The organism is Cryobacterium serini (assembly GCF_004404025.1).
GTDB classification, from domain to species: Bacteria; Actinomycetota; Actinomycetes; order Actinomycetales; family Microbacteriaceae; genus Cryobacterium; species Cryobacterium serini.
Genome location: NZ_SOHN01000009.1, coordinates 113,266 through 137,947, shown reverse-complemented (window position 1 = coordinate 137,947; position 24,682 = coordinate 113,266). Strand labels below are relative to the sequence as shown.

Sequence of the window (24,682 nt, the reverse complement as noted above, 5' to 3'; positions counted from 1 at the left end):
AGACACGTTCCTGGCGTGAGCCGGTTGACGAATCCCTGCCCTTCAATAATAATCATTAGGCATGTGCCTAAGTATCACGACGAGCTCGATGCCGTGCTCCGCGCTCTCGCGGATCCGACGCGCCGGGCCGTCGTGGAACGGTTGGCGAAGTCCCCAGCAGTCGTGTCCGAACTCGCGGCACCGATCTCGATGGCGTTGCCGTCGCTCATGCAGCACCTGTGCGTCCTCGAGAACGCGGGACTGGTCACGTCACAGAAGCATGGGCGCGTCCGCACCGTGAGCCTGCGACCGGGCGCCCTCGACGTCCTACACCTGTGGCTCGGCGAGCAACGAACCCCCGCCGAACACCAAGCCGACCGGCTCGGCATCCACATGACCTGTACCACCCCGAAGGAAAACTGACGTGACCCGCGTTCGCATCGACCTGTTCCTCTCGCTGGACGGCTATACCTCGACGACCGACCACGCCCCCGAAAATCCGATGGGTGAGGACTGGGGGCGCCTCACTGCGGCCTACGCCGCGACCCGCACTTTCCACGAGCGCGTCTTCGACGACACCAGCGGCAAGGGCACGACCGGCATCGACGACTCCTACGCCGCCGCGTTCTTCGAGGGCGTCGGCGCCGAGATCATAGGTGCGACCATGTTCGGCCTGCACTCGTTTCCCGACGATCCGGACTGGAAGGGCTGGTGGGGTGGCCAGCCGCCGTTCGGCACCCCGGTCTACGTCCTCACCCACACTGCACCGCGTCCGTCGATCCCCATGGAGGGCGGAACAACGTTCCACTTCCGCAACGCCGCGATCGAGGACGTGCTCGCGGAGGCGACCGAGGCTGCCGGCGGCCTGGACGTGCGCGTCGGCGGTGGAGTCGGCACCGCGCGCGACTTCCTGCGCGCCGGCGTGGTCGACCACTTGCATCTCATGGTCGCCCCGATCCTCCTCGGCCGGGGCACTCGACTGTGGGACGACCTGCCCAACCTCGACCTCACCCACAAGGTAACAACGGAAGTGGCCGAGAGTGGCACGATCCACGTGAACTTCGCACGATAGGACGTGCGCATGACGATCGAACGCCGACTAGCCCGCGCCGGGTTCACCCTGACCCGCGACTACCCGTTCCTCTCGAGCGCGTCTGGGACTCGTTCGCCGACGAGGACCAGAAGCGGGGCTGGTACGGCGCCGGCGACACCAGTGAGCCCGGTGAGTGGGCGTTCAACTTTCGCGTCGGCGGACGCGACGTCGACGATGACTTTCTACTGAACGATTTTAAGTCGCTACAGCGGCGGCAAAGCAAAGGCGCGCACTTCGACCGCCGCGTAGCGGGCTTCAACGAAACGTGCAGCAATCTCGATCGCGCGATCTTCGCTTGCGACGTCGACGATGTAGTACCCGCCCACCCATTCGGTGGTTTCCGCGAATGGTCCATTGGTTACAGAAAGACCGCCGTTAGTGCGAACCACTTTCGCGCCGAGGACTGCCAGCTCGTGGGTGTCGATCAACTCGCCGGTGATGGAGAGCTCGCCGATAACGGCGCCGTGGGCGGCTTCGAACTCAGCGAAGGCTTCGCTTCGGATCGCAAGGTCGCTGGCTGCACTCGTGTGGATCAAAATCATGTACTTCAAGAGGAACTCCTTCAGTGATGCATGTCCTACTGCGACGTATAGCGAAAGACTATGAGGACACCGCGTTTTGACGCGCTGTCCTGAGGTGCTCATCCCGTACGTCGAATTCACACAACGACATGCAAAGGACCAACTTATGGAATACATGCTCTTCATCTGCACAGACGCGACGGCGCCGACGACCGAACCACCTGTCCACACCATCGAAGACTGGGTAGCCGAAACCACTGATGGGGGCACCAGACGCCACGGCGACCGTCTGCGCCCGGCGAACGATGCAACCACGGTGAAACTGCGTGACGGACGGCTCAGCGTCACTGCTGGGCCGTTCGCTGAAACGACGGAGTGGATCGCTGGATACGACGTGATCGAGTGCGGCGACCTCGACGCGGCGATTGAGATCGCGGCGAAGCATCCAATGGCCCAGTTCGGTCAGATCGAGATTAGGCCGATGTGGCCGATCGAGTAGCGGATGCTATCGTTCGTGCCTCTGCCGAGGAAACTGCGCGCATCATCTCCACTGTGATTCGGATGACCGGCGACTTCGCTCTTGCCGAGGATTGTGCACAGGATGCGTTTGTGAGGGCGCTTTCTGACTGGCGCAAAAGTGGCATTCCGGACAATCCTGGCGCGTGGCTGACCACGGTGGCCAAGAGGCGGGCGATCGACCTGCTTCGGCATGCTGGCGCCGAAGACCGGGCGCTTCGGCGGGTTGCCGTCGAAGCAGACGAACCGCTCGAGCCCGATCCGGACAGTAATGCAGATATCGACGATCGTCTCCGCCTCATTTTCACCTGCTGCCACCCCGCACTTCCAATCGATGCCCGCGTTGCCCTGACGCTGCGAACGGTAGCGGGCCTCACTCCCGCGCAGATCGCGCGTGCCTTTCTCGTGACCGAACCGGCGATGGATAAAAGACTCGTGCGTGCCAGGGCAAAGATCAGGCACGCCGGTATCCCTTACCGTGTGCCACCGCCCGACCTCATGCCGGAACGGCGAGACGGTGTGCTGGCGGTGCTGTACTTGTTGTTCACCGAGGGGTACTCCGCTGCTGGCGGAGGGGATCTCATCCGAGTTTCCCTTCTTCGTGAAGCAATCCGGCTCACTCGGCTGCTCGTTGAGCTGATGCCCGACGACGGTGAAGTTCGCGCGCTCCTTGCCCTGATGTTGCTGCATCACGCGCGTAGCGCAGCTCGCACCGACGCTGTCGGAGATGTCGTCACCCTCGAAGAGCAGGACAGATCGCTGTGGGACCGGGATGCCATCACCGAGGCCCTCACCATCCTCCAATCGTTGGTACCGCGAGCAGGTAGGTATGAACTGCAGGCCCGCATTGCCGCCTGCCACCTCGAGGCTTCGGATGCTGCAAGCACTAACTTCGCGCGCATCGCTGAACTGTACGACGCTCTCGCCTTCATCGATCCCTCACCGGTCGTGGAACTCAATCGCGCGGTCGCAGTAGCCATGTCCCAAGGACCAGAAGCCGGCCTCCGCCTTATCGATGCGCTCGTAACCTCACGCAATATGGAGGACTACTACCTACTCCCGGCGACACGCGCCGACCTGCTGCGCAGGATGGGTCGAGGGACCGAAGCCGCAACCGAATACGAGAAAGCACTTCAACTGGCCCCATCAGAGGCCGAGAAACGCTACCTGGGCAAACGCCTGGCAGAAACGAGATGCTGATGCACATCACCCTGACCGACGGGCGAACACTGCACGTTCACGACAGCACCAACGGAGTTCACGCTCCCCTAACCGTCGTCTGGCACCACGGCTCGCCACAAACCGGAGCAGCCCTCGAACCGCACCTGCGAGCCGCGGCGCTGCGCGGTATCCGCTGGATCTCATACGCACGACCTAGCTACGGAGACTCGTCAGCTCAACCCGGTCGCACCGTCACAAACGCCGCAGCCGACGTCGAGCAGCTCATCAATACGATGGGCATCGACCAGATCGCGGTCATGGGCGCTTCCGGGGGCGGGCCACACGCCCTCGCCTGCGCAGCGACTCTGGGTGACAGGGTGTGGGCTGCAGCAACGTTCGCGAGTCTCGCGCCCTTCACGACAGACTTCAACTGGTTCGCCGGAATGGCAGGCGGCGGGCTGTCCCTGCTTGCGGCGCAGCACGGAAAGGATGCCCGCGTAATCTTCGAACGAACTTCCAACTTCGATGAAGACAGTTTCAATTCGCGAGACTACGCCGCGCTGAAATCGGAGTGGACATCACTCAACGCAGACGCAGGGGCTGCGACTGCAGCTGGCCCCGAGGGGCTGATCGCTGACGACCTTGCCTTCGTGAAACCATGGGGCGTAGATCTGTCAGGCGTCCGGATACCCGTACTCCTCGCACACGGTGGCGATGACCGCATCGTCCCCCCCCCTCCCACTCCCAGTGGCTCCTCGAGCACCTCCCCAACGCCGAACTCTGGACCCGGCCACGAGACGGCCATGTCTCAATTCTGAACGCAAGCACTTTGGCCATGGACTGGTTGCGGCAACGGGCCGAAATGCACTGAGGTGCCCCCTTGCGCCTACCCGTACACGCCCGGGACTGACCGGCGCGTACGAGCTCGCGGATAAGACCGGTGCAGGAAGTTATGGGATCGTCAACGACGCCGGCATCCTCTGGCAAGTCGACGCTGACCCCATCATTCTGTGCATCCTTCCTCGAACCAACAACCAGCATGCGAAAGGTAACAACGAAGTGACAGCCGAGAAACCGCGACTCACACGCACTATCCAATTCGTGCTCGCTTGGGCGGTCGGAGTAATTGGAACCATCACCACAGCCATTTCCTTGATCCCTGCGGTGGCCGTCATCGCCTCCGTAAGTGGCGTATCTTCCCTTGGATTCGCCGCTCCCCTACTGGTCGTGTCCGTGATGTATCTCTCCGTTCCCATCCTTATCGCGTTGGCCATCGCGAATACCGGCCGACGATGGTGGCTCTGGCTGACCCTCGCAATAGCGGTCATCGTCTTGCTCCTAGTCGCCCGCTTCGCAGTGGGTTCGCTCGGTGTCTATTGGATTTCGTTTTGAGTCGCGGAGAGCCGTATGCCGCGGGACGTAGTCGCTGGCGCGCACGTCGCCTGGGCGTTTGCGGACCTCTCGCGACAAATCACTCGTCCCGTAGTGGGTTCGGTTTACGGGCACTTCTGCTTCGGCAGACTTTCGTAGTAGTAAAGCGGTCGGGAATGGTCGACGCCATTCTGCGGACCTGACAGTCTGGGTGCGTGATCACGCTACTATCGGCACCGTCCAACCTAGGGCTTCGACCTCCCGAACCTGGAAGCGTGCCGGGCACATCTAAGGCGCCTGAGGCACTTCGAGAAGCGGGCCTGTTTCGTCGTTTGATAGTAGACGGCGCTGTCGACGGTGGAGCTGTCCTTCCCGGTCGCTATGTCGATGACGACATCACTCGCGCCGCCGGCCATGTGCGAAACGAAGCTCAGTTGATCGACCACGCGCGCCGCCTCGCGCGCCGGATCGCTGGAGTCATCGCCGACGGCAGGGCACCGTTGGTGATTGGAGGTGACTGCAGCCTTCTCGTGGCGGCTGGGCTCGCGCTCCAGAATAACGCGGGCCTCGTTCACATCGATGGGCACACAGACTTCCGTCATCCCGGGAACTCGGATCTGTGCGCCAGCGTCGCCGGAGAGGATCTAGCCGCGGCCGTTGGTCTGCACTGGTCGGCAGTCGCCAACATCGACGGACGTGGACCGTACTTCTCGCCCGCCAACACCGTTCACATTGGATGCCGCGAGGACGACCACCATGCCGACGAGGTCCGACGCTTCCTCGGCCTCGTTCTACCCGCCCACCGATCGATCGAGATCGGAATGACCGAGACGGCCAGAGCCGCTCGCACCACCATTGGGAGCGCCGGCTACTGGCTGCACCTCGATGTCGACGTGCTCGACCCCATCTTCATGCCGGCCGTTGACAGCCCTGATTCTGGCGGGCTCGACCCGGAACAACTCGTAGAACTCCTCAAGGCGCTCGCCCCCGGAGCGATCGGAGGCCAAGTCACAGTCTTCGATCCCGATCTTGATCCCGACGGACGCCACGCCACCCTCTTAGCCGAAATCATCGCAGTGGGCATGGCCGACCTGGGGCAGCAAGTGAAGCGACCAAAGCAGCTCACAAAGGACACCACACGATGGCTCTAGGCCAGTCTGCCTGCTCACCCTGCTGAGAGAACTCAAACTCACCAACGTCACCGACCGCGTCGTGTTCCGCGACGCGACCTACTGCAAAGCCCGCGTCGGGCACCGCATCGTGTCCCAAGCCATCGTCGTCGCGATCGGCGTAGCCGCCGACGGGCGCCGGGAAGTACTCGGGTTCGACGTTGGCGACTTCGCGGCGCTCTGGCGAATCAGCGGTCTCCTGCCAGATCGGCAGCTGGCGCAGTGTCGATCGATCAACTCTGATGTATCTACCGGCGCAATACTCACATCCGTGATCATTCCATGTCTCGTACCGCGGCACGACGAACCGGCTAGCTGTACCCAGCCATCAGGTTGGCGCCGCTCGGTTACACGAGGCCGTGCCGATGCCGGTCTCGATACAGCACACGGTGACATGGTGGCGCCACGGCCGGACCGTGAAGAGTGCGCACGGAGGCGAGACTAAGTCTGCCAACGCTCGCCACGAGGATGTTTTGGATACTGATCGGCTTCATCCCCTGGAGGCACAAGCAAACGGACGTCCTCGGTTGCGCTTGTCAACGCTGCTCGGGCTCCGCGTGCAAGCACCTCTACGTTCCGTAAGTTTTTTTCTTAACCGGGTTGACCTTGCACCATCCTTCAGTACTGTCGAAGCGGTTACAAATACTCTCTATTCCTTTGCTTCGCACTAGGAGGTCATCATGCCCAACGTCATCGAGACTGTCGACGTCAACGTTCCCGTTACCGTCGCTTACAACCAGTGGACGAAATTCGAGGAGTTTCCGAAGTTCCTAAGGTTTGTTGAATCCATCACTCAGGTAACCGACACTCTCACCGAGTGGAAGGTAAAAGTGGGCGGCGTGGAGCGCACGTTCGAGGCGCAGATAACTGAGCAGCACCCCGACGAGCGTGTTGCCTGGAACAGTACCGGCGGCGAAGTCGACCATGCGGGAGTTGTCACGTTCCACAAGTTAGCCGAAAACGAGACGCGGGTGACGGTTCAACTCGATTGGGAGGCGACGGGGCTACTCGAGAAGGTCGGAGCCGCTCTCGGGGCAGACAATCACGCCATCAAAAAAGACCTCGCAAACTTCAAAGAGTTCATCGAAGCCAAGGGAACCGACGACGGTGGATGGCGCGGAGACGTGCAGGCCTGACGCTACCGGCAAGCCAACTTTCAAATCGTGAAAATCAAGACGACGCGTATCGGAGTTCGGCCGCTCGCCGTACGTTGAGTGAATCAAGTCTTGCCCCTTCGGTGAGGACAAAAAACCTTGGTCAGACAATTTTTTTCGGTGCCCCCGGTAGGAATCGAACCTACGACAATCGGATTAGAAGGCCGGTGCTCTATCCACTGAGCTACGGGGGCGGGACTATTCAAGGTTACAGGCCGCCGGCCGTGATCGGGTGCCGTCAGCATGTGCGGCGAGTTCATCCGGTCGGCGCAGCGCAGCAAGGTCGTCCATGACGGAGTGACCGGGGACGACGGGCACGGGCGCACCGCTCTGTACAAGCCTCGCGATCTCGCGGCCTAATTTCTCGGTCGAGAGCCCCATCGCGGGTCCGGCGGTCGCCGGCAACTGGGCCAGAATGTGCACGGCGGCCGCCTCAATGGCTCGGGCCGCGTCGATCTCGCCAAGGTGGGCGAGGCACATGGCGGTCGAGAGCACCGCCCCGATCGGGTTGGCCCAGCCCCGACCAGCGATGTCGGGAGCTGAACCGTGGATGGCTTCGAACATGCTCGGGCCGGAGCCGTCGAGGTTCAGGTTTGCGCTTGCGGCGACACCCAGGCCGCCCTGAATAGCCGCGCCCAGGTCGGTGATGATGTCTCCGAACAGGTTGTCCGTCACGACCACGTTGAAGCGTTCCGGAGTCGTCGGCAGGTAGAAGCACAGGGCGTCGACGTGCACGTAATTTACCGGAACGGTCGGGAAGCGCGCACTCACGTCGTCGACCGTCGACTGCCAGAGGGTGCCGGCTTCGACCAGGATGTTCTTCTTGTGGCACAGGGTCAGGGTTCCGCCTCGTCGGTCGGCGAGACGAAACGCGAATTCGACCACCCGCTCCACGCCCATGCGGGTATTGACCGATTCCTGCACGGCGACCGCGTGCGGCGTACCGGCATGCACCGTCGATCCCCGCCCGACATAGGATCCCTCGGTGTTCTCCCGAACGATGACGATGTCGCAACGTTCCGGCGTGAGACCAGCGATGGGCGTGGTCACGCCCGGATACAACTTGACCGGTCGCAGGTTTACCGCCTGCTGAAAGCTGCGTCGCATCTCGAGAATGAAGCCTCGTTCCAGGATGCCCGGCGCGACGGCCGGGTCACCCATAGCACCGAACAGTATGGCGTCGTGGTCACGAAGCTGCGCCTGGAGGGCGGGCGTCCAGAGTTCGCCGGTGGCCAGGTAGTGCCGGGCCCCGGCTGAAATCTGGGTGAGTTCGGCCCGAAAACCAAATGCCGATTGCGCTGCGCCGAGCACCTCGAGTGAGGCATCGATGACTTCGGGGCCGATTCCGTCACCGCGGATCACGGCCAGCCGGTGGACTCTCGCTGTGCTCGTCATTGGCTCTCCCTCATGAATGGATGAGTGCCGCGACAGATGATTGACCTGATCATCGCCACTCGATACTCTAGTTAGGTTACTGGTCAGACCAGTAGAAATGCCAACATCTCTCGGTAGCGCTTCGCAACAGGAGTACCTCTAAACAGAAAGCAGTCCCGTGATTTCGTTCCCGATCCCCTACCCAGCCGGGCTCCCCATCGGCGAACGCTGGCTGGACTGCTCCGAACAGCAGGAGATCGTATTTCCCTTCGACGGCTCCCCTGTCGCGTCGGCCCCGGTCGGCACGGCGGCGCAGGCCGTGCTCGCGGTGAACGCGGCAGCTTCGGTACGCGCGGAACTGGGCGGGCTCAGTGCGGGCATCCGTCGTTCCCTGCTCATCGGCATTCACGACGCTCTCGCCGAGCGAAGCGGCGATTTCGAACAGCTGCTCGTGCTGGAGACCGGCAAGCCCCTCGTGGACTGCCGCACCGAGGTCGCCCGCGCCCTCACCACCTGGTCGGCGAGCGCCGAAGAGGTCGCCCACCTGCACGGTGAAACCGTTCCGCTCGACCTGCAGCCCAGCGGCGTGGGAATGATCGGCTACTGGACGCGGCGGCCGGCCGGAATCATCGTGGGCATCACCGGTTTCAACTACCCCTTTCTACTGGCCAGCCACAAGCTCGCTCCCGCTCTCGCTGCGGGTTGTCCGATCATCATCAAACCGGCCCCGAACACCCCTCTGACCACACTGTGGGTGGTCGACCTCATTCGCGGGGTGCTGCGCGACCACGGGGTGTCGACCTCTGCCGTACAACTCGTCACGGGCGGAATCGCCGTCGGCGAAGCGCTGGTGCGCGATCCGCGGGTGGCTGTCGTCTCATTCACCGGCTCTGCCGCCGTCGGACATCAGATTGCCCGCGATGCCGCCCCGCGCAAGGTCGTGCTCGAGCTCGGCGCCAACACCGCGCTGATCGTGGCGTGCGACGCCGACGTGGAGAAGGCCGTCGACGCCGTGATTCGCGGCGGCTTCTATGCCAACGGTCAGGCCTGCATCTCGGTGCAGCGCATTCTGGTGCACGATTCGATCGCCGACGAATTTGAACGGATGCTGCTCGCTCGCCTCCCCGAGGTGCTCGTCGGTGACCCCCGCGACGCGGGCACCCGCGTGGCGCCGGTCATCAACGAGGCCTCGACCACGCGCATCCTGGCCTGGATCACCGCAGCCCTGGCCAGCGGGGCCCGGGTGCTGGCTGGCGGCCACCGGATCGACTGCAGCATCGCCCCGACCGTGCTGACGGATGTTCCCTACGACGCCCTGGCCTGGTGCGAGGAGATCTTCGGACCGGTCGTCGTGCTGCAGCGCATCTCCGACCTGGATTCAGCCATCGAGCTGGTCAACCGCTCGCGCTACGGTCTGCAGGCCGCCATCTTCACCAGTTCGCTTCAACGCGCCTTTCGCGCCATCAACGAGCTGGACGTCGGCGGCGTCGTGGTCAACGAGATTCCCGGCTTTCGCTCCGACATCATGCCTTACGGCGGCGTCAAGGACTCCGGCACCGGCCGGGAAGGGCCGCGGTTCGCCATCGACGAGTTCACCGTGACCCGCATGGCCATGATCCGCCCGTGACTCATCCAGAAGGAAATACCGTGGACTACACCCAACTGTTCCAGTTCTCCGGTCGCCGCGTCCTTGTGATCGGGGCCGGCAGCGGCATCGGCCGGGAAAGCGCCCTGGCCCTGCACGCCCACGGCGCCACGGTCATCTGCGCCGACCGGGATGCCCCCAGCGCTGTGGCCACCGCGGCGCAGCTCGGTGCAGGGGCCAGCTCGCTGCAGCTCGACGTTCTCGACCAGGACGCCGTGCGTGCCGTTGCCCGGGACCTGACCGACCTGGCCGCGCTTGTCTTCACGGCCGCCACCAATGTGCGCAAGCGCATCGCGGACTACACGCTCGACGAGTTCGATCACGTCGTGAATCTCAATCTTCGCGCCGCCTTCGTACTCATCCAGGCCTTCGCGCCGAACATGGCGGCCAACGGCGGCGGCAGCATCATCGGCTTCGCGTCGATTCGGGCGGTCACGGTCGAGCCCGGCCAAGGGGTCTACGCCGCAACCAAGGCCGGGCTAGTGCAGCTGTTGCGCACGGCCGCCGCCGAATACGGGCCGGCCGCGGTGCGGGTGAACGCGATCTCTCCCGGCGTTGTCGAAACCCCGTTGACGGCCCAGATCAAGAACGATCCCGAATGGTACAACGCCTATGCCGCCAAGAGCGCGCTCGGCCGTTGGTCGGCACCGAGCGAGCTCGCCGGTGCCGTGGTCTACCTCGCCTCGGACGCGTCCCGGTTCGTTACCGGGTCGGTGCTCACCGTGGACGGCGGCTGGACGGCCGTCGACGGCCGGTTCGACCCGCCGAACGCCTAACCACCTCCCGCTCGGATACAACATCCTGATCAGCTCCTACGACCGGTCTGTAATCGGCCGGCGCGAGTTCACGAGACAGACGCCTGGCTTCTGACCAGCGAGAGATTTTCATCGAAACGGACGCCAGCGCGCGGGTCAACCGGCCGGCGTAAGCGTCGGTCAGTGGACCGGCTTGTGCACGGTGTGCAAAGGCCATACCGGCTCGGCCGCTGCGGGCCGCGCCCGCTCGTACCAGTGGGTGGACCGCAGCACCACGAGGTCCTCGAACCGGCGACCGGCGATGTGCAGCCCGATTGGACGTCCGTCGGCGGTGAACCCGCAGTTCACCGAGCTGGCCGGCTGCTCCGAGAAGTTGTACGGCGCGGTGAACGCGATGTGATCGAGCGAAGTGGCCGCGTCGTTGGTCGGCATCGGCCATTCCGCCGGAAACGCGGCGACCGGCGACACCGGCGACAGCACCACGTCGTACGGGGCGGTCGCCGCGACGGTCGTCGCACGCAGGTCCTGGATACTCTGATAGCAGCGCAGCACCTCGGTACCCGATACCCCTGACCCGGCCAGCACCCAGTCCCGGATGAAATCCAGCACCATCGCCTGCCGCGCCGGTTCGAGCACCTCATAATCGGCGAGGGACCGCACCCGCAGGAACAGGTCCAGGTCGGCGAGGTACTTCTCGGTCATCGGCGGGGCGATCTCTTCGACGATCGCACCGGCCGCGGCAAAGAGTTCTACCGCCCGCAGCACGGATGCCGCCACCTCCGGGTCAGTCGCGAGGCCCGCCCCGCCCGCGAGGTGAAAGCCTACTTTCAATCCAGCCACGCCCGATTCGCCGCAGTGCACATCGGTCCAATCCAGGTTCTGCTCGCCAAGACTGGTGTAGTCGCGCGGGTCTGGCCGGGTGAGCACTCCCAGGAACAGGGCCGCGTCATCCACTGTTCTGGTGAGTGGTCCGGCGACCCGGCCCATGTAGGGCGGGTCGACGGCAACGCGCCCGAAACTCGGCTTCAACGTAACGAGACCCAGCCAGGTGGCCGGCAGGCGCAGGGAGCCGCCGATGTCGGAGCCCACGTGCAGCGGCCCGATTCCGGCGGCAGCAGCCGCGCCCGCGCCACCGCTCGACCCGCCCACCGTCCAGGCCGGGTTCCACGGGCTGCGGGTGATTCCGTGCAGACTTGACACGCCGGAGGACAACATGCCGTAGTCGGGCATCACCGTGACACCGAAGATGACACCGCCGGCCTCCCGGATGCGCGCGACGCTCGGCCCGTCGATGGTCGCCACCGGTGCATCGAACTTGGCGGCGGTGCCAGAGGGCTGACTGAAGCCGCGCACGGCGACGTTCTCCTTGATGCTCGTTGGCACGCCGTCGATCGTTCCAAGCGGAGTTCCGGCCGCCCAGCGGCGTTCACTCGCGACGGCCTCGGCGAGCGCCCCGACCCGATCGAGACCCCAGAAGCAGTTCAGCTCGGGCTGCAGACGCTCGGCCCGCTCGAGCACCGCGGCCGTCACCTCGACCGGTGAGAGGTCGCCGCTGCGGTAGCGTGCGACGAGTTCGGTCGCCGGCAGGCTTTCGATGGGGGCGGTCTCGGTCATGGTGACTCTTCCACTGGGTCAGGTGATGCGGATTTTAGGAGGTGATGCGTCGGGCGAGCTCGTCCATCGACGGCGTCGCGCTGACCAGTTGCTGCGTGTATGGGTGCAGGGGGCGGTCGTAAACGCTGGCGGTGGGCCCGCACTCAACGATGCGTCCGTCGGAGATGACGGCGACGGTGTCGCAGAGGTGACGGATAACGCCGAGGTCGTGGGAGACGAACACGAGGGTGAGCTGGTATTCGTCGACCAGATCAGCGAGCAGGTTGAGCACCTGGGCCCGCACCGACACGTCGAGGGCGCTGACCGCTTCGTCTGCCACGAGCACGCGCGGCCGCGTGATGAGCGCTCGTGCAATGGAGATGCGCTGGCGTTGGCCACCGGAGAACTGGTGCGGATGCCGGTGCATCACGTCGGCGTCGAGCCCGACCGCGGCGAGCTGGGCTTCGACTCGAACCAGGGCCTCGGCACGGCTGACCTGGCGCAGGGGTTCGGCGACGATGTCGCGCACTCTCATGCGCGGATCCAGCGACCCCATCGGGTCTTGGAAGACGATCTGCACCTGGCTGCGAAACTCACGCAGTTGCCGTTCCGAGGCACCATCGATGGACTGCCCGAGCACGTCGACCGTGCCGGACGTCGGCTGGTCGAGGGCACAGAGGATGCGCATGAGAGTGGATTTACCCGAGCCGGACTCGCCCACGATGCCGAACCGCTGACCCTCAGCCACGTCGAACGACACCTCCCGCAGTCCGTGCACGACCGGGGCCGGGGTGAACAGTCCGCCGCCACGCCGCCGATACTGACGGCTGAGGCCGCGCACCGAAATGGCGGGGGCCCCGGTGGCCTCGTTGAAGATGACCGGTGGGCCGTCGGGTTCGAGGCGCTGGTGGGCGGCGCGGTGCGGCGGCGCCGTCAGCGCTGCTGTGGCATCCGCTTGAATCGGGCGGGGCGAGGACGGTGTTGCGGCCGGGGTGCTGACGACGGGCATCGACATGGTGTGCAACCGGCCACGGTCGTCGACCGAGGAGAGATCGGAGGCCGCGATGAGTTTCTGGGTATACGGATGCTGCGGCGCGGTCAACACGCGACCAACCGGTCCGTCTTCGACGATGTCGCCCTGGTACATGACGAGCACCCGCTGGCACACCTCGGCCACCACCGCGATGTCGTGCGTGATCAGCAGCAGTGCGGTGCCTCGGTCGGTGACCAGGTTGCCGATGAGTTTGAGCACCTCGGCCTGCACCGTGACGTCCAGAGCCGTGGTCGGTTCGTCGCAGAGCAGCAGCTGCGGGTCATTGGCCATGGCCATCGCAAGCATGACGCGCTGGCGTTGCCCGCCGGAGAGCTGGTGCGGAAATGCCAGGGCCGCCTCAGCGGGGTTCGGCAGTTTCACCTGGGCCAGCAGTTCGACGGCGCGTTGCCGAGCCTGCCGCCGACCGCGTTCGGTGTGGTGCACGGTCATGATTTCGGCCACCTGCGCTCCGACCCGCATGAGCGGGTTCAGGGCGGTCATTGGCTCCTGGAACACCATTGCCATGGTGTTGCCGCGCAACGAGTTCAGGCGGCGTTCGCCGGCGGTCAGCAGGTCGGCGTCGACGCCGTTGAGGCGGATCGTGCCGGTGGCCGCGAGGGTTTCCGGCAGCAACCCCATAACGGCTGTCGCGGTGAGCGACTTCCCCGACCCGGACTCTCCGATCAGGCCGACGCGTTCGCCGGCGGCGATGTCGAAGCTGATGCCGTGCAGCAGTTCGGTGAAGGGCGAACCGACCCGCAGGTCGGTCACGCTGAGGGTGGGTGTGCTGTCGGTCATCGTTTCACCTGCATCTTGGGGTCGAAGCGATCACGGAGGCCGTCACCGAGCAGGTTGAAGCCGAGCACCGCCACGGCGATGGCGATTCCCGGCCAGACGATGAGCAGCGGCTCGATGAACAGGTACCCCTGCGCGTCCTGCAGCATGCGCCCCCAGGATGGCGTGGGTGGCGGTGTGCCGAGCCCCAGGTAGGAGAGGGCGGCCTCGGCGAGAACCGCGATGCCGAACGAGACTGACGCCTGCACGATGAGCATGCCGCTGATATTGGGAAGCACGTGCCGCAGGCCGATAAAGAGGCCGTTCTTGCCCGAAGCGCGAGCCGCCTGCACGTATTCGCGGCTCATGATCTGCATGGTGCCACTGCGGGCGATGAGGGCGAACGCGGGTGCCGTGCCGATACCGAGCGCGACCATGGCCGTAACCGTGCCCGCGCCGAAGATCGCACCGAAGATGATCGCGAGCAGCAGGGCGGGAAAGGCGAGGGAGATGTCATTGCCGCGCATCATGAACTGGTCCAGCCGGCCCGGATTCATGCCGGCCACGATGCCGAACGGCACGCCGAGAACCGCGGCGATCCCGACCGCTACGGTGCCAACGAGCAGTGAGATCTGGGCACCGCGCAGGATGGAACTGAACACATCACGCCCGAAACTATCGGTGCCGAGCAGATGTTTTGCGCCGGGCGGCAGAAGGATGGAATCCGAGAAGACACCTTCGGGGTCGAACGGTGTCCAGAACACGGACACGACGGCCGCCAACAGCACGAGGCCGATGAGCACGAGGCCGGCCCAGAGCGTGGCACCGCCGCCGTGACCGGCCGGGCGGCGGGCCCGGGTCTCGTATTTGATCGCGGTCATGCGGCGCTCCGGAGTCGGGGGTCGATCAGTGTGAAGGCGAGGTCGACCAGAAAGTTCAGGGCCAGCACGAATACGACGAGCACGAGCACGATGCCCTGCACGGCCGGAAGGTCACGCAGGGCCACCTTGTCGAGCAGCAGGCTGCCGAGGCCGGGAATGCTGAAGACCCGCTCGATCACGACGGCGCCGACCAACAGGGTGGCGATCTGCAGGCCCAGCACGGTCATCACCGGCACGGCGGCGTTGCGCAGTCCATGCCGGAACAGAGCCCGTCCGGCGCCGAGGCCCTTGGCCCGCGCGGTGCGGATGAAGTCTTCCCGCATCACTTCCAACACCGAGGAGCGCACATACCGGCTGAGCACGGCGCCCTGCACGCTGCCAAGCGCGATCGCGGGCAGGATAAGGTGCAGGGCGAATTCTCCGAAGTTTTCGCCCGGGTCGACCCAGCCGCCCGCCGGAAGCCAGCGGAGCATCACGGCGAAGACCGTGACGAGCAGCATCCCGGCCAGAAATCCGGGCACGGCCACGCCGATCTGGCTGATGCCAGACAGGATGGCGCCGTCGAGCTTTCGCTGCCTGACCGCGGTCAGGATTCCGAACGGAATCGCGAAGAGCAGCGCCAGCACGACGCTGGTGAGCACGAGGATCACCGTGATGCCGAGAGCATCCGTTATTTCGGGGCCGATCGCCTGGCGGCTCACGGTGGAGGTACCGAAATCACCGATGAGCACATGCCCGAACCAGTCCAGGTAGCGCACGATCGCGGGGCGGTCGAGCCCCATAGCCGTGGCCTGCGCCGCGACATCCGCTTCGGTGGCCTGCACGCCCAGGGCGATGCGGGCGGCGTTACCGGGCAGAATGGACAGCATTAGAAACGTTACGACCGAGGCCACGACCACCGTGGTGGCGAAGACGCCGAGGCGACGCAGAACCACAAAGACCATAACGCGACTATCCTCTGACTGATTCACGGTGGGGCGACGCTCAGACAGCGCCGCGCCTACCGCTCGAACAACAACCGTACGCGTACCGACCTGACCTGCCTATCGCGCGATCGTCGACAGGTCCAGTGCGAGACTCGGGGTATTCTTCGGCACCCCGAGCAGGTCTGCGTCGGCGAGGGAGATCGCCGGCTGCAGGTAGAGCCAGTCGGCGGCGGCTTCCTCGGCCATGGTCGTCGTGGCCTCCTTCATTAGTTCGATGTAGGTGGTCGCGTCGGCGGCGTCCGCTTCGGCGAATTTGGCCATCACCGCGGGCGAGTCGTAGCCCGCGTAGTAGGTTGGGGCGGCGAAGGCATTCACGTCGCGCGGCTCGCTGTGCATGATGAGCGACATGTCGTAGTCGTGGCTGGAGAAAACGTCGTCGAGCCAGACTGCCGGAAATTCGAGCGCCGTCACGTCGGCGGTGATGCCCACCTTGGCGAGCTGATCCTTGACCACCTGGGCGCCGGCCACGGCGTAGGGAAGGTTGGGAATCTTAAAAGCGACGGTCAGATCACTGACTCCCGCCTCGGCCAGGAGCTCGGTGGCCCGGTCGGGGTCGTACGGGTAGAGATCGGCCAGGCTCTCGTCATACCACGGGTCGGTCGGCGGCACCATGGAACCGATGAGCAGGCCATAGCCGCTGTTCGCGGTGTCCATGACCGCTTGTCGGTCGATGGCGTACATGACGGCCTGCCGCACTCGAACGTCGCTGAAAGCATCGCTGGCATTGTTCATCGACAGCGTGACCTCACCGGTACTGGCGCCTTCGAGCACCTGGAAGTCGGTGTTGGACTTGAACTGGTCGACCAACTGGAACTGGGAAATGCCCGAAATGAGGTTGATATCGCCGCTGAGCAGCGCGTTGGTCTGCGCGGTCGCGTCGGTGAAATAACGCAGTGTCACGTCGGTCATGTACGGGACCTCGCCCCAATATTCAGCGTTGGCGGCGAGCACGAGGCTGTCACCGGTTTTGAACGAGCTGACCGTGTACGGCCCCGTACCGACCGGAGCGGTGGCGAGGTCGGCCAGGGCGGATTCGGTGAACATGGTGCCGACCGGACCGCTCATGTTGAACAGCCAGCTGTTGCTCGGCTTGGACAGGGTGATGCGCGCCTCGGTATCACTGACCGCCTCGATGCTGGCGATCGGGTCGAGGTACGCGGGTCCGTTGGCGGTCCAGTTGTCCTTGACACGTTCGAGGCTGAACTTGACGCTCTCCGCGGTGAACGGCGAACCGTCGGAGAAGGTCACGCCGTCGTGCAGCAAGAAATCATAGACCAGCCCGTCGTCGCTGATTGTCCACGACTTGGCGAGCAGGGGAATGATGGTTCCGTCGTTGTTAAGTTTCACCAACCCCTCGTAAACGTTGTAGAGGAGGGCCTGCGGAATGGCGGCACCGGCGGTCGTGGTGTAGTCGAGGTTGCCCGGAGTGGCCAGCAGGCCAACGGTCAACGACGTGTCCGGCTCCCCCTCGGCGGTCGTCGACCCGCTGGAACAACCGACCAGCGCCAGGGAAGCAACCATAATCGTAGCAATGCTGGCGAACCTGCTTCGCCGGGTGTGTGCCGTCATACGAACGTGCCCCTCTGCTTGGGCTGGCCCCGCGAAGGTCGGCCAGAAATACTGGGAGAAATACCGTGGAAACGTGCTGTGCCTACCGGTAAAACACATGGTCAGACCAGTACACTCTGTATTGAAGTCAGCTTTACATGCAGAGCTCAGATCGTCAAGATCGACCCCGACATTGACGCGCTGCTATCGGCGCCGCTTCTTTTTGATCTGGGCCGGAACCTCAAGGGAGTGCAGATGCCCCACAAAGCCGCATTTACCGCCGTCAAAACTGTCAAGGCCTACGAGCGCGTCGTCGAGCAGATCGAGACCGCGATCAGCAAACGGGAACTCCGCCCCGGCGATCGTCTGCCGAGCGAGCGCGAGCTGATGCTGACTTTCGAGGTGAGCCGATCGACCATTCGGGAGGCCCTGCGTGTGCTCGAGAGCACCGGGCTCGTGCGATCGCGCCCTGGCGACCCGCGCGGGCCCGAAGTGCTGCAGGCCTCGCCCGCTATCCTGACGAAAACCGTCAATCGCCTGGTGCGCCTGGAAACCATCGCACTCTCGGAGCTCGTGGAGTTTCGCATCATGCTGGAGGGCACTGCCTGCACCCTGGCCGCCCAACGCCGCACCGAGGTGCAGCTGAACGAGATGTGTTCGGCCATCGACGCGATGCAGGCGGAAGTGGCCAACGGACCGGTCGCGTTCAGCCGAGCGGATGTCGCCTTCCACGTGAGCGTGTGGGCGGCCAGCCAGAATCTGCTCCTGCAGATCTGCGGGGAGGCCACCCGCGGTGCCCTCATCGACATGGTCACCGACGAACTCGATCGCTCACCCGACTCCCAGGCCAGGATGGAACTCTCGCTGGCCCACGATCGTGAGATTCTGGCTGCGATCTCGTCGGGAGACGGAGCGACTGCCGGACGACTGGCCAGGTCCTTCGTCATCGAATACTACGGCAACATCATTTCGCCGGAGAGTCGGGCAGCGCTCGGCAACGTCACGCACGAAGCCCGGGTGTAGAGCCCACTCGGCGCCCACTCAGAGCCCACTCAGAGCCCACTCAGAGCGCTTTGGCTGCGGCGACGAGAACCTGCGCGAGAGTGGGCACTCCGGCCGCGCGAAAGACCTCGATGCCGGCGCTGTTGGTGATGATGACCGTGGGCGTGTTACGAATGAGCAGCGCCTCGGCTTGCTCGGGAGCGCCGGCGACATCGATTTCACGCATGGTCGCACCGGGTACCAGTCGTTTCGCTTCGGTGAGCACCGCCCGTGTCTGCATGCACGGTTCGCAGAATGACGACGAATACAGTGTGAATTCCATCAAGGCCTCGCAGGTCGCGCGTTGAGTTCGGTAGCGTTCCAGTTTACAGGCCGTGTCGCAGGCCACCGGTAGACTCGGGGCATGACGAACAGCACGACTGGTGAAGCACCCACGACCGCCCCCGCAAACTCCCCGACGTCGAAGAGTCCCGACCGATTGGTCTGGATCGACTGCGAAATGACCGGGCTCGACCTGGACCGCGACGAGCTCGTCGAGATCGCCGTCGTGATCACCGACTACGACCTCAATGTGCTCGACCCAGGCCTCGATATCATCATCAAACCCAACGACTCCGCCCTCGAAAACATGGGCGACTTCGTGCGAAACATGCACACCTCCTCCGGCCTCATTACCGAGATCCCGAACGGCGTCAGCGCCGCCGAAGCCGAGTTCATGGTTCTCGAATACGTGCTGAAATTCATCCCGGCCGAGCAGAAAGCGCCGCTCGCCGGCAACTCCATCGGCACCGACCGCTCCTTCCTCACCCGATACATGCCGCGCCTCGACAACCAGCTGCACTACCGCAACGTCGACGTGTCATCGATCAAAGAACTGGCCCGACGCTGGTACCCGCGGGTGTACTTCAACGCCCCCGCCAAGGACGGCGGACACCGCGCCCTGGCCGACATCCTCGAATCGATTCGCGAGCTCGCCTACTACCGCCAGACGGTATTCGTGGCCGACCCCGGTCCAACCAGCGACGAGGCCAAGTCGCACGCGGCCGATGTTGTGCACTTATTCGCCTCCGAGGTGTAATAGGATTGCTGAGTTGCCCCGCATTGTAAATGTGGGAACGCATGGTGGGTATAGCTCAGTTGGCAGAGCGCCTGGTTGTGGTCCAGGAGGTCGCGGGTTCAATCCCCGTTACTCACCCCAATGAAACACCGCGAGTTTGGCCTCCGGCCATCGCAGTGTTGGTGAAAGCAGGCCGCGATGTTTGAAGCCGCATGTTAGAACTCGACGCGTCCGAATTCGAGCGTCTTGTGGTCGATGAGCTTGATCTGCTGCCCGACGATATGGTCGACGGACTGGACAACGTAATCTTCGTGGTCGAAGATCGTCCCGAAGATGGCACCCTGGACATTCTGGGCCTGTATGACGGAGTCGCGCTCACTGAGCGCGGTCAGTACGGCTTTGGCGAGATGCCAGATCGCATTGTGCTGTACCGGGAACCGTTGCTGGCTATTTGCGAAACCCTCGACGACCTGCACGAGGAAATTCACATCACCCTGGTTCATGAAATCGCGCATTTCTTTGGGCTAGATGACGACAGGCTGCACGAACTCGGCTGGGGCTAGCCTCCAGCGGTCTACCCTTGGGTCATGCGTTCCTTCCGTCCTGGCCGTCTCGTGGGCATTTTGGTCGGAACGGTGGTCATCCTCGGCCTCGGCGTTTACGGCCCCGCCACTTTGCTGGGGCCCCTTCCGAGCGTCACTGCGACCACCGTCATCCCTGCCTCGACAGCCACAGCGCCCACTCCCCCAGTTCTGTCCGCCAACGGCGCAAGCGCCATCGCCGTTCTCGCTGCGACGACCAGTGCGGCGTCCGGCACGACCTCCACCAGCACGGATTCAACCAGCATGGCGGTCCCCGAGCCCATCGCAGTTGCCGGAACGGCCGAGGCCCTCCCGATGGCGTCCATTGCCAAAGTCGTGACCGCCCTGGTCGTTCTTGACGAGAAACCGATTGTGCCGGGCGAGAGCGGCCCGGTAGTGACGCTCACGGCGGCCGACTTTCAGAGCTATCTCGACTACGACAAGGCCGGAGCCCGCTCGGTCACTGTGTTCGCTGACGAACAGTGGACCGAGCTCGAGATGCTGCAGGGCTTGCTGCTCGGATCGAGCAACAACCACGCCGATAGTGTGGCCCGCTGGGCGTTCGGGTCGGTCGACGCCTACGTGGTCGCCGCCAACGCATGGCTGGGGCGCAACGGGCTCACCGGTACCGCCGTCGTCGACGCGACCGGGCTGCACGATGCCAGCGCCGGCACTGCCACCGATCTGGCCCGCCTGGCCGGCCTCGCCGCTAGCGACCCGATCGTGTCGGCAATGCTGGAGAGTCCCGCATCCGCTTTAGCGAACCGCCGCGGTGTGCAGAACACCACGTCATATCTGCCCGAGGAAGGAATTACGGGCATTTCACGCAGCTACACGGATGCGGGCGGGGTCTGTTTTCTGTTCACCGCCGAGATCAGTGACGGCGCCTCAAGCTTCACGTTCTCGGGTGCCTACATTGGCGAACCGTCCTACGATGCGCTCACCGCGGATCTCACCGCGCTCATGGCGAGCGCGCGGGCTGGAGTTGGCGCGCTACCTGTCCTGGCCGCCGGAGACGCATACGCGACGTTTGAATCCGCGTGGGGAGATGACGCCTCGGCCGTGGTCGGCGTCTCTCGCACGCGCTATGCCTGGCAGGCCGCGAGCCCGGAGGCCGCGACGGTCACGCTCAAGGACTTCGCCACTGCCCGCACCGGCGCGAACATCGGCCAGGTGCGGCTCACCGTCGCCGGGGAGAAGCTCTCGGCCGCCTTGAAACTCGACCAGGCCATCAACGACCCTGGACTGGGCTGGCGGCTGCTCCATCCGGTCGCGATGATCTCGGCATTACTCGACCAGTAACTAAATCGGATCGACCTCGGCGTCGACCGGATCGCTTTCGCCCTCGTCGAAGGCGTAGCGCACGCGGAGTTGCCCGCTCACGTCGCGTTGGTCGACCTCGTCGTACCAGAACACCGATTCCAGTCCGGCGACGGCGGCCACCATACTGATACGTGCCGCGTGCTTGCCGCGCACGAGGGCTCGGGAATCGATCTGCCCCTCGAGCGGGCCATCAATGAACTCGGCGACATACAGGGTTGGGTTTGCGCTGTCAGTATCACTCATGGCAGCCAATCTAGTCCCCTCCGGTTCGAGCTGCCCGCCCGTAACCGAATGGTCGCGCGAGGTTCCGGCGTCTCTTCTTCGAGATAGGTGGCCCACTCCTGCTGCCACTGGTCCCAGTGGGTGCGAAACACTTCTCCGTCGCGATCGAGCGCACGCTGTTTGCGTAGAGCGTCGTCGGCCGCGAGCCAGACACGCACGTGGCTGAGCGGTTCATGCGCGGCCGCGAGCGTTCCGCAACCCTCCACGATCAGGGGGCGGGCCGAGTCAAGCGGATTCCACTCCGCCGCCTGATTCGTATTCCAGTCGTAGCGCTGCCATGCCGCCGGCTGGCCCCAGTGCCGTGGCTGCAGAACATGGCGGCGCAGATGGCAGACGGCCGCATCGAGACCATCCCAGCCGGGATAAATGTCGTCCATGCGCACCAATTGCGGGCGATGCGGGCCAGTCCAATGTTTTCTGAGCGCGTCGGCGAGGGTGCTCTTGCCCGCACCGCTAGGACCGTCGATGAGCACCACGGGGTTCGGACCGGCAGCGGCCACGGCCTGCAGTATCGGTGCCAGCAAGACCATGTCGTCGTGAGGAACCAGCCCTCTATCGGTGTCAGGCAAGAATGAAACTCCAGGTCTCGGCCCACACCGCGACGCCGATAGCGATACCGGCAATGGCGAATCCGATGCCGACCAGAACCGCGTCAGCCGCTCGGACCCGCGACGGCCTGGCCCAGGTGCGGGGCTCGTCGCTGCCGAATCCGCGCGCCTCCATGGCCGTAGCGAGTTTGCTGCCCCGACGCACCGAAAGGACGAGCAGGGAAAAGGCCGGGCCGAAGAACCGGCGGGCGGCGCCGCGCGGTCCACCGCCATCGCCCACCCCGCGGGCCCGGCGGGCCAGCGTGAGCGAGTGCCAGTCTTCGACGAACATACCCACGAGTCGCAGACCAGCCAGGCCGCCGAGCACAAATCGCGCGGGCAGACGCAGTACCTGGGCTAGGCCGTCGGCTAGGTCCGTCGGATCCGTCGTAGCGAGCAGCACGATGCCGGGCAGGCCGATGGCGAGAACCCGCAGCCCGATAGCCAGGCCGAGCTGGGCTGAGCCGTCAGTCACGGAGATGAATCCGAACTGCCACAGCAGGCCACCGGAGTCTTCGCCATAGAGCACGGTCGTGACCATAGCCATCGGGGCCGCGATCCAGACCGGCGCGGTTCGCAGCCAGAATTGTCGGACGCTCAGGCCGCACCAGAGCAGAAGTGCGGCCTCGAGCAGCAGGGCGACTCCAGCCGAGACCCAGTCGATCGAGAGCAGCAGCGCACAGCTCACGATCAGGGCCACGGCGAGCTTGGCGACCGGGTTGAGTCGGGCGACAACGCTCGGGCGGATCGTCGGAGTCAGCAAGCTCATGGCGCCCCCGCCCCGAGGCGGATCGAGTCTGGCATACCGAGCCGGTATTCCTCGTCGGCCAGGGCGCTGACAAACTGGGCGTCGTGGGTGACCGCGACGAGCGCGATGCCCTCATCGAGCAGGTCGGCCAGCAGGGCCACGAGTTCCTGCCAGGTACGGGAATCCTGCCCGAAGGTCGGCTCGTCGAGCACGAGCAGACGGGGACGGGTCGCAAGAACGGTGGCGACGGACATCCGCCTCTTCTCGCCGCCCGACAGGGTGAACGGGTTGGCGTCGGCAAGATGATCGAGTCGTAGCCGGTGCATCAGCTCGTCGACGCGGCTGGTCTGTTCGGCCTGGCTGAGGCCGAGGGCGTGCGGGCCGATCAGCAGGTCGGCCCGCACGCTTGCGGCCAGGAATTGATGTTCCGGGTCTTGAAAAACGGTTCCAATGCGGGTCAGCAGCTGCTGGGAACGCCAGCGGTGCGGCTCGGGCGCGATATCGGCCGCAAACGTGTCACTCGCGTGCAGGGTTCCCCCGGCCGGCTTCAGCAATCCGGCCAGCGTAAGGGCGAGAGTGGATTTTCCCGCGCCGTTGGGGCCCGTCACAACGGTGGCGGTACCTGCCCGCAGGTTGAGGGTGATGTTCTCGGCCACGATGGATGCCGCGCGCCGGCCAAACGGAACGCGACCGACCGCGAGTCCCTCTGCCCGAAGCAGGGTCTCTGCCGAAGCGATGGGAGCGCGCGTCGGAAATCGGGGGGGCAGCGCCGGCACCCAGACGCCGGCCTGCGCCAACCGTTCCCCGTGCCTCGACAAGACTTCGCGGGTGGGACCGTCGGCCAGCACACCGCCGGCCGGGTCGAGCACGATGACGCGATCGACGACGTCCTGCCAGACTTCGACCCGGTGCTCGATGACCACCAAGGTGGCCCCGGATCGATCGAGCGAGCGCACAACGGCGTCGCGCACCTCGACGACACCATCGGGGTCGAGGTTCGCGGTCGGTTCATCGAGCAGCAACAGCCCCGGCCGCATGGCGAGCACGCCGGCCAGAGCCAGCCGCTGCTTCTGCCCGCCGCTCAGGCTCGAGGTGGGGTGGTCGAGGGGTAGGTTCAGGCCGACTTCGGTGAGAGCCTGCCGCACCCGCGGCCAGATCTCGGCACGTGGAACGGCGAGGTTCTCGCACCCGAACGCGACATCATCTCCGACCCTGGCCAGCACGACCTGAGAGTCCGGATCCTGCAGCACGAGTCCGACCCGGCCGCGCGCCTCGGCCGGGCGACGGCCGTCGATGAGCAGGCTGCCGGTTTCGTCGCCGTCTTCGGCATCGCCGAGCACACCGGCCAGCGCGTGCACCAGCGTACTCTTGCCGGCACCGCTGGCACCGAGCAGCAAAACCCGCTCGCCAGGCTCGACCTGCAGGTCAAGCCCGGACACCGCCTGATTGTGGCGCCCGGCGTGGCGCCAGCCCCAGTCACTGGCTTGAATCTGAACGGCCCGAATCTGCGCATCGTGACCGGCGGGAAACGGCGGGGTGTGCAACATCC

General features: G+C 64.8%; 26 protein-coding genes, 2 tRNA genes and 1 pseudogene. 16 read left to right on the top strand and 13 right to left on the bottom strand.

Annotated features, from left to right (window positions below):
• The first annotated feature begins 63 nt into the window (after positions 1–63).
• Both E3T51_RS06195 and E3T51_RS06190 read left to right on the top strand, forming a co-directional pair.
• Positions 64–402 (top strand): ArsR/SmtB family transcription factor, encoded by a 339-nt coding sequence (locus E3T51_RS06195; protein ID WP_134528830.1) that lies wholly within the window; start codon positions 64–66, stop codon positions 400–402.
• A gap of 1 nt (position 403) precedes the next feature.
• Entirely contained in the window at positions 404–1,051 is a 648-nt protein-coding gene (locus E3T51_RS06190; protein WP_134528829.1) for a dihydrofolate reductase family protein, read from the top strand.
• A gap of 224 nt (positions 1,052–1,275) precedes the next feature.
• Here the strand turns inward: E3T51_RS06190 and E3T51_RS16715 are convergent, their stop codons facing one another.
• Positions 1,276–1,716: a YciI family protein gene (locus tag E3T51_RS16715; protein ID WP_206751173.1), complete on the bottom strand. Its 441-nt coding sequence runs from the start codon at positions 1,714–1,716 to the stop codon at positions 1,276–1,278.
• Between the two features lie 43 nt (positions 1,717–1,759).
• Between E3T51_RS16715 and E3T51_RS06175 the strand changes: the two genes are divergently transcribed.
• The 7 genes and pseudogenes from E3T51_RS06175 to E3T51_RS06145 all read left to right on the top strand — a co-directional run bounded on the left by E3T51_RS06175 (position 1,760) and on the right by E3T51_RS06145 (position 6,946).
• Complete coding sequence (locus tag E3T51_RS06175) at positions 1,760–2,092, top strand: YciI family protein (protein WP_134528827.1); 333 nt, start codon at positions 1,760–1,762, stop codon at positions 2,090–2,092.
• Positions 2,077–3,309, top strand: coding sequence for an RNA polymerase sigma factor (locus E3T51_RS06170; protein ID WP_241989202.1), 1,233 nt, complete (start codon positions 2,077–2,079; stop codon positions 3,307–3,309). Before E3T51_RS06175 ends, E3T51_RS06170 begins: the two co-directional genes overlap by 16 nt.
• Positions 3,309–4,088 carry an alpha/beta fold hydrolase gene (locus E3T51_RS06165; RefSeq protein ID WP_241989201.1) on the top strand — a complete coding sequence of 260 codons (780 nt, stop codon included), beginning with the start codon at positions 3,309–3,311 and terminating at the stop codon, positions 4,086–4,088. The genes E3T51_RS06170 and E3T51_RS06165 overlap by 1 nt, the downstream gene beginning before the upstream one ends.
• A gap of 241 nt (positions 4,089–4,329) precedes the next feature.
• Complete coding sequence (locus tag E3T51_RS06160) at positions 4,330–4,662, top strand: hypothetical protein (protein WP_134528825.1); 333 nt, start codon at positions 4,330–4,332, stop codon at positions 4,660–4,662.
• Between the two features lie 254 nt (positions 4,663–4,916).
• Positions 4,917–5,792, top strand: coding sequence for an arginase family protein (locus tag E3T51_RS06155; protein WP_241989200.1), 876 nt, complete (start codon positions 4,917–4,919; stop codon positions 5,790–5,792).
• 61 nt (positions 5,793–5,853) lie between these two features.
• A pseudogene (locus E3T51_RS06150) lies at positions 5,854–5,979 on the top strand (transposase); the annotation flags it as partial.
• 511 nt (positions 5,980–6,490) lie between these two features.
• Positions 6,491–6,946 (top strand): SRPBCC family protein, encoded by a 456-nt coding sequence (locus E3T51_RS06145; RefSeq protein WP_134528821.1) that lies wholly within the window; start codon positions 6,491–6,493, stop codon positions 6,944–6,946.
• Positions 6,947–7,085: 139 nt separating this feature from the next.
• On the opposite strand, the gene E3T51_RS06140 is transcribed toward E3T51_RS06145, so the two are convergent.
• Together E3T51_RS06140 and E3T51_RS06135 are read right to left on the bottom strand one after the other, a co-directional pair.
• Positions 7,086–7,158, bottom strand: a tRNA-Arg gene (locus tag E3T51_RS06140).
• Positions 7,159–7,162: 4 nt separating this feature from the next.
• Positions 7,163–8,359 (bottom strand): 3-isopropylmalate dehydrogenase, encoded by a 1,197-nt coding sequence (locus tag E3T51_RS06135; protein ID WP_134528819.1) that lies wholly within the window; start codon positions 8,357–8,359, stop codon positions 7,163–7,165.
• A 157-nt stretch (positions 8,360–8,516) separates the two neighbouring features.
• Here E3T51_RS06135 and E3T51_RS06130 point away from each other — a divergent pair, with 157 nt between their 5' ends.
• Positions 8,517–9,965 carry an aldehyde dehydrogenase family protein gene (locus E3T51_RS06130; RefSeq protein WP_241989199.1) on the top strand — a complete coding sequence of 483 codons (1,449 nt, stop codon included), beginning with the start codon at positions 8,517–8,519 and terminating at the stop codon, positions 9,963–9,965.
• 20 nt (positions 9,966–9,985) lie between these two features.
• Complete coding sequence (locus E3T51_RS06125) at positions 9,986–10,759, top strand: SDR family NAD(P)-dependent oxidoreductase (RefSeq protein WP_134529406.1); 774 nt, start codon at positions 9,986–9,988, stop codon at positions 10,757–10,759.
• A 159-nt stretch (positions 10,760–10,918) separates the two neighbouring features.
• Here E3T51_RS06125 and E3T51_RS06120 read toward each other — a convergent pair whose 3' ends face one another.
• The 5 genes from E3T51_RS06120 to E3T51_RS06100 all read right to left on the bottom strand — a co-directional run bounded on the left by E3T51_RS06120 (position 10,919) and on the right by E3T51_RS06100 (position 17,526).
• Positions 10,919–12,352 carry an amidase gene (locus E3T51_RS06120; RefSeq protein WP_134528817.1) on the bottom strand — a complete coding sequence of 478 codons (1,434 nt, stop codon included), beginning with the start codon at positions 12,350–12,352 and terminating at the stop codon, positions 10,919–10,921.
• 34 nt (positions 12,353–12,386) lie between these two features.
• Positions 12,387–14,162 (bottom strand): dipeptide ABC transporter ATP-binding protein, encoded by a 1,776-nt coding sequence (locus E3T51_RS06115; RefSeq protein WP_134528815.1) that lies wholly within the window; start codon positions 14,160–14,162, stop codon positions 12,387–12,389.
• On the bottom strand, positions 14,159–15,019 hold the full coding sequence (locus tag E3T51_RS06110) for an ABC transporter permease (RefSeq protein WP_134528813.1): 861 nt from the start codon (positions 15,017–15,019) through the stop codon (positions 14,159–14,161). Before E3T51_RS06110 ends, E3T51_RS06115 begins: the two co-directional genes overlap by 4 nt.
• Entirely contained in the window at positions 15,016–15,963 is a 948-nt protein-coding gene (locus E3T51_RS06105; RefSeq protein ID WP_134528811.1) for an ABC transporter permease, read from the bottom strand. The genes E3T51_RS06110 and E3T51_RS06105 overlap by 4 nt, the downstream gene beginning before the upstream one ends.
• Before the next feature lie 99 nt (positions 15,964–16,062).
• Positions 16,063–17,526, bottom strand: a complete 1,464-nt coding sequence (locus E3T51_RS06100; RefSeq protein WP_241989198.1) for an ABC transporter substrate-binding protein — start codon at positions 17,524–17,526, stop codon at positions 16,063–16,065.
• Positions 17,527–17,808: 282 nt separating this feature from the next.
• On the opposite strand from E3T51_RS06100, the gene E3T51_RS06095 reads away from it, so the two are divergent.
• Positions 17,809–18,576, top strand: coding sequence for a FadR/GntR family transcriptional regulator (locus E3T51_RS06095; protein WP_134528807.1), 768 nt, complete (start codon positions 17,809–17,811; stop codon positions 18,574–18,576).
• 40 nt (positions 18,577–18,616) lie between these two features.
• Here E3T51_RS06095 and E3T51_RS06090 read toward each other — a convergent pair whose 3' ends face one another.
• The gene (locus E3T51_RS06090; RefSeq protein ID WP_241989197.1) at positions 18,617–18,835 is read right to left on the bottom strand and encodes a thioredoxin; all 219 of its coding nucleotides are present in this window, start codon (positions 18,833–18,835) and stop codon (positions 18,617–18,619) included.
• Positions 18,836–18,958: 123 nt separating this feature from the next.
• Here E3T51_RS06090 and orn point away from each other — a divergent pair, with 123 nt between their 5' ends.
• The 4 genes from orn to E3T51_RS06070 all read left to right on the top strand — a co-directional run bounded on the left by orn (position 18,959) and on the right by E3T51_RS06070 (position 21,495).
• Entirely contained in the window at positions 18,959–19,633 is a 675-nt protein-coding gene (orn, locus tag E3T51_RS06085) for an oligoribonuclease (protein ID WP_104191641.1), read from the top strand.
• A gap of 44 nt (positions 19,634–19,677) precedes the next feature.
• A tRNA-His gene (locus E3T51_RS06080) sits at positions 19,678–19,753 on the top strand.
• Between the two features lie 71 nt (positions 19,754–19,824).
• A complete protein-coding gene (locus E3T51_RS06075) occupies positions 19,825–20,175 on the top strand; it encodes a metallopeptidase family protein (protein WP_134528803.1) in 351 nt (116 codons plus the stop codon).
• 24 nt (positions 20,176–20,199) lie between these two features.
• The gene (locus E3T51_RS06070; protein WP_134528801.1) at positions 20,200–21,495 is read left to right on the top strand and encodes a D-alanyl-D-alanine carboxypeptidase family protein; all 1,296 of its coding nucleotides are present in this window, start codon (positions 20,200–20,202) and stop codon (positions 21,493–21,495) included.
• Here the strand turns inward: E3T51_RS06070 and E3T51_RS06065 are convergent, their stop codons facing one another.
• The 4 genes from E3T51_RS06065 to E3T51_RS06050 are packed head-to-tail and all read right to left on the bottom strand — an operon-like array spanning position 21,496 to position 24,680.
• Complete coding sequence (locus E3T51_RS06065; protein WP_134528800.1) at positions 21,496–21,759, bottom strand: hypothetical protein; 264 nt, start codon at positions 21,757–21,759, stop codon at positions 21,496–21,498.
• Positions 21,756–22,367: an AAA family ATPase gene (locus E3T51_RS06060; RefSeq protein ID WP_241989196.1), complete on the bottom strand. Its 612-nt coding sequence runs from the start codon at positions 22,365–22,367 to the stop codon at positions 21,756–21,758. The genes E3T51_RS06065 and E3T51_RS06060 overlap by 4 nt, the downstream gene beginning before the upstream one ends.
• Complete coding sequence (locus E3T51_RS06055) at positions 22,360–23,154, bottom strand: energy-coupling factor transporter transmembrane component T family protein (RefSeq protein ID WP_134528798.1); 795 nt, start codon at positions 23,152–23,154, stop codon at positions 22,360–22,362. The genes E3T51_RS06060 and E3T51_RS06055 overlap by 8 nt, the downstream gene beginning before the upstream one ends.
• Entirely contained in the window at positions 23,151–24,680 is a 1,530-nt protein-coding gene (locus E3T51_RS06050) for an ABC transporter ATP-binding protein (RefSeq protein WP_174844569.1), read from the bottom strand. The genes E3T51_RS06055 and E3T51_RS06050 overlap by 4 nt, the downstream gene beginning before the upstream one ends.
• Positions 24,681–24,682: the final 2 nt, after the last annotated feature.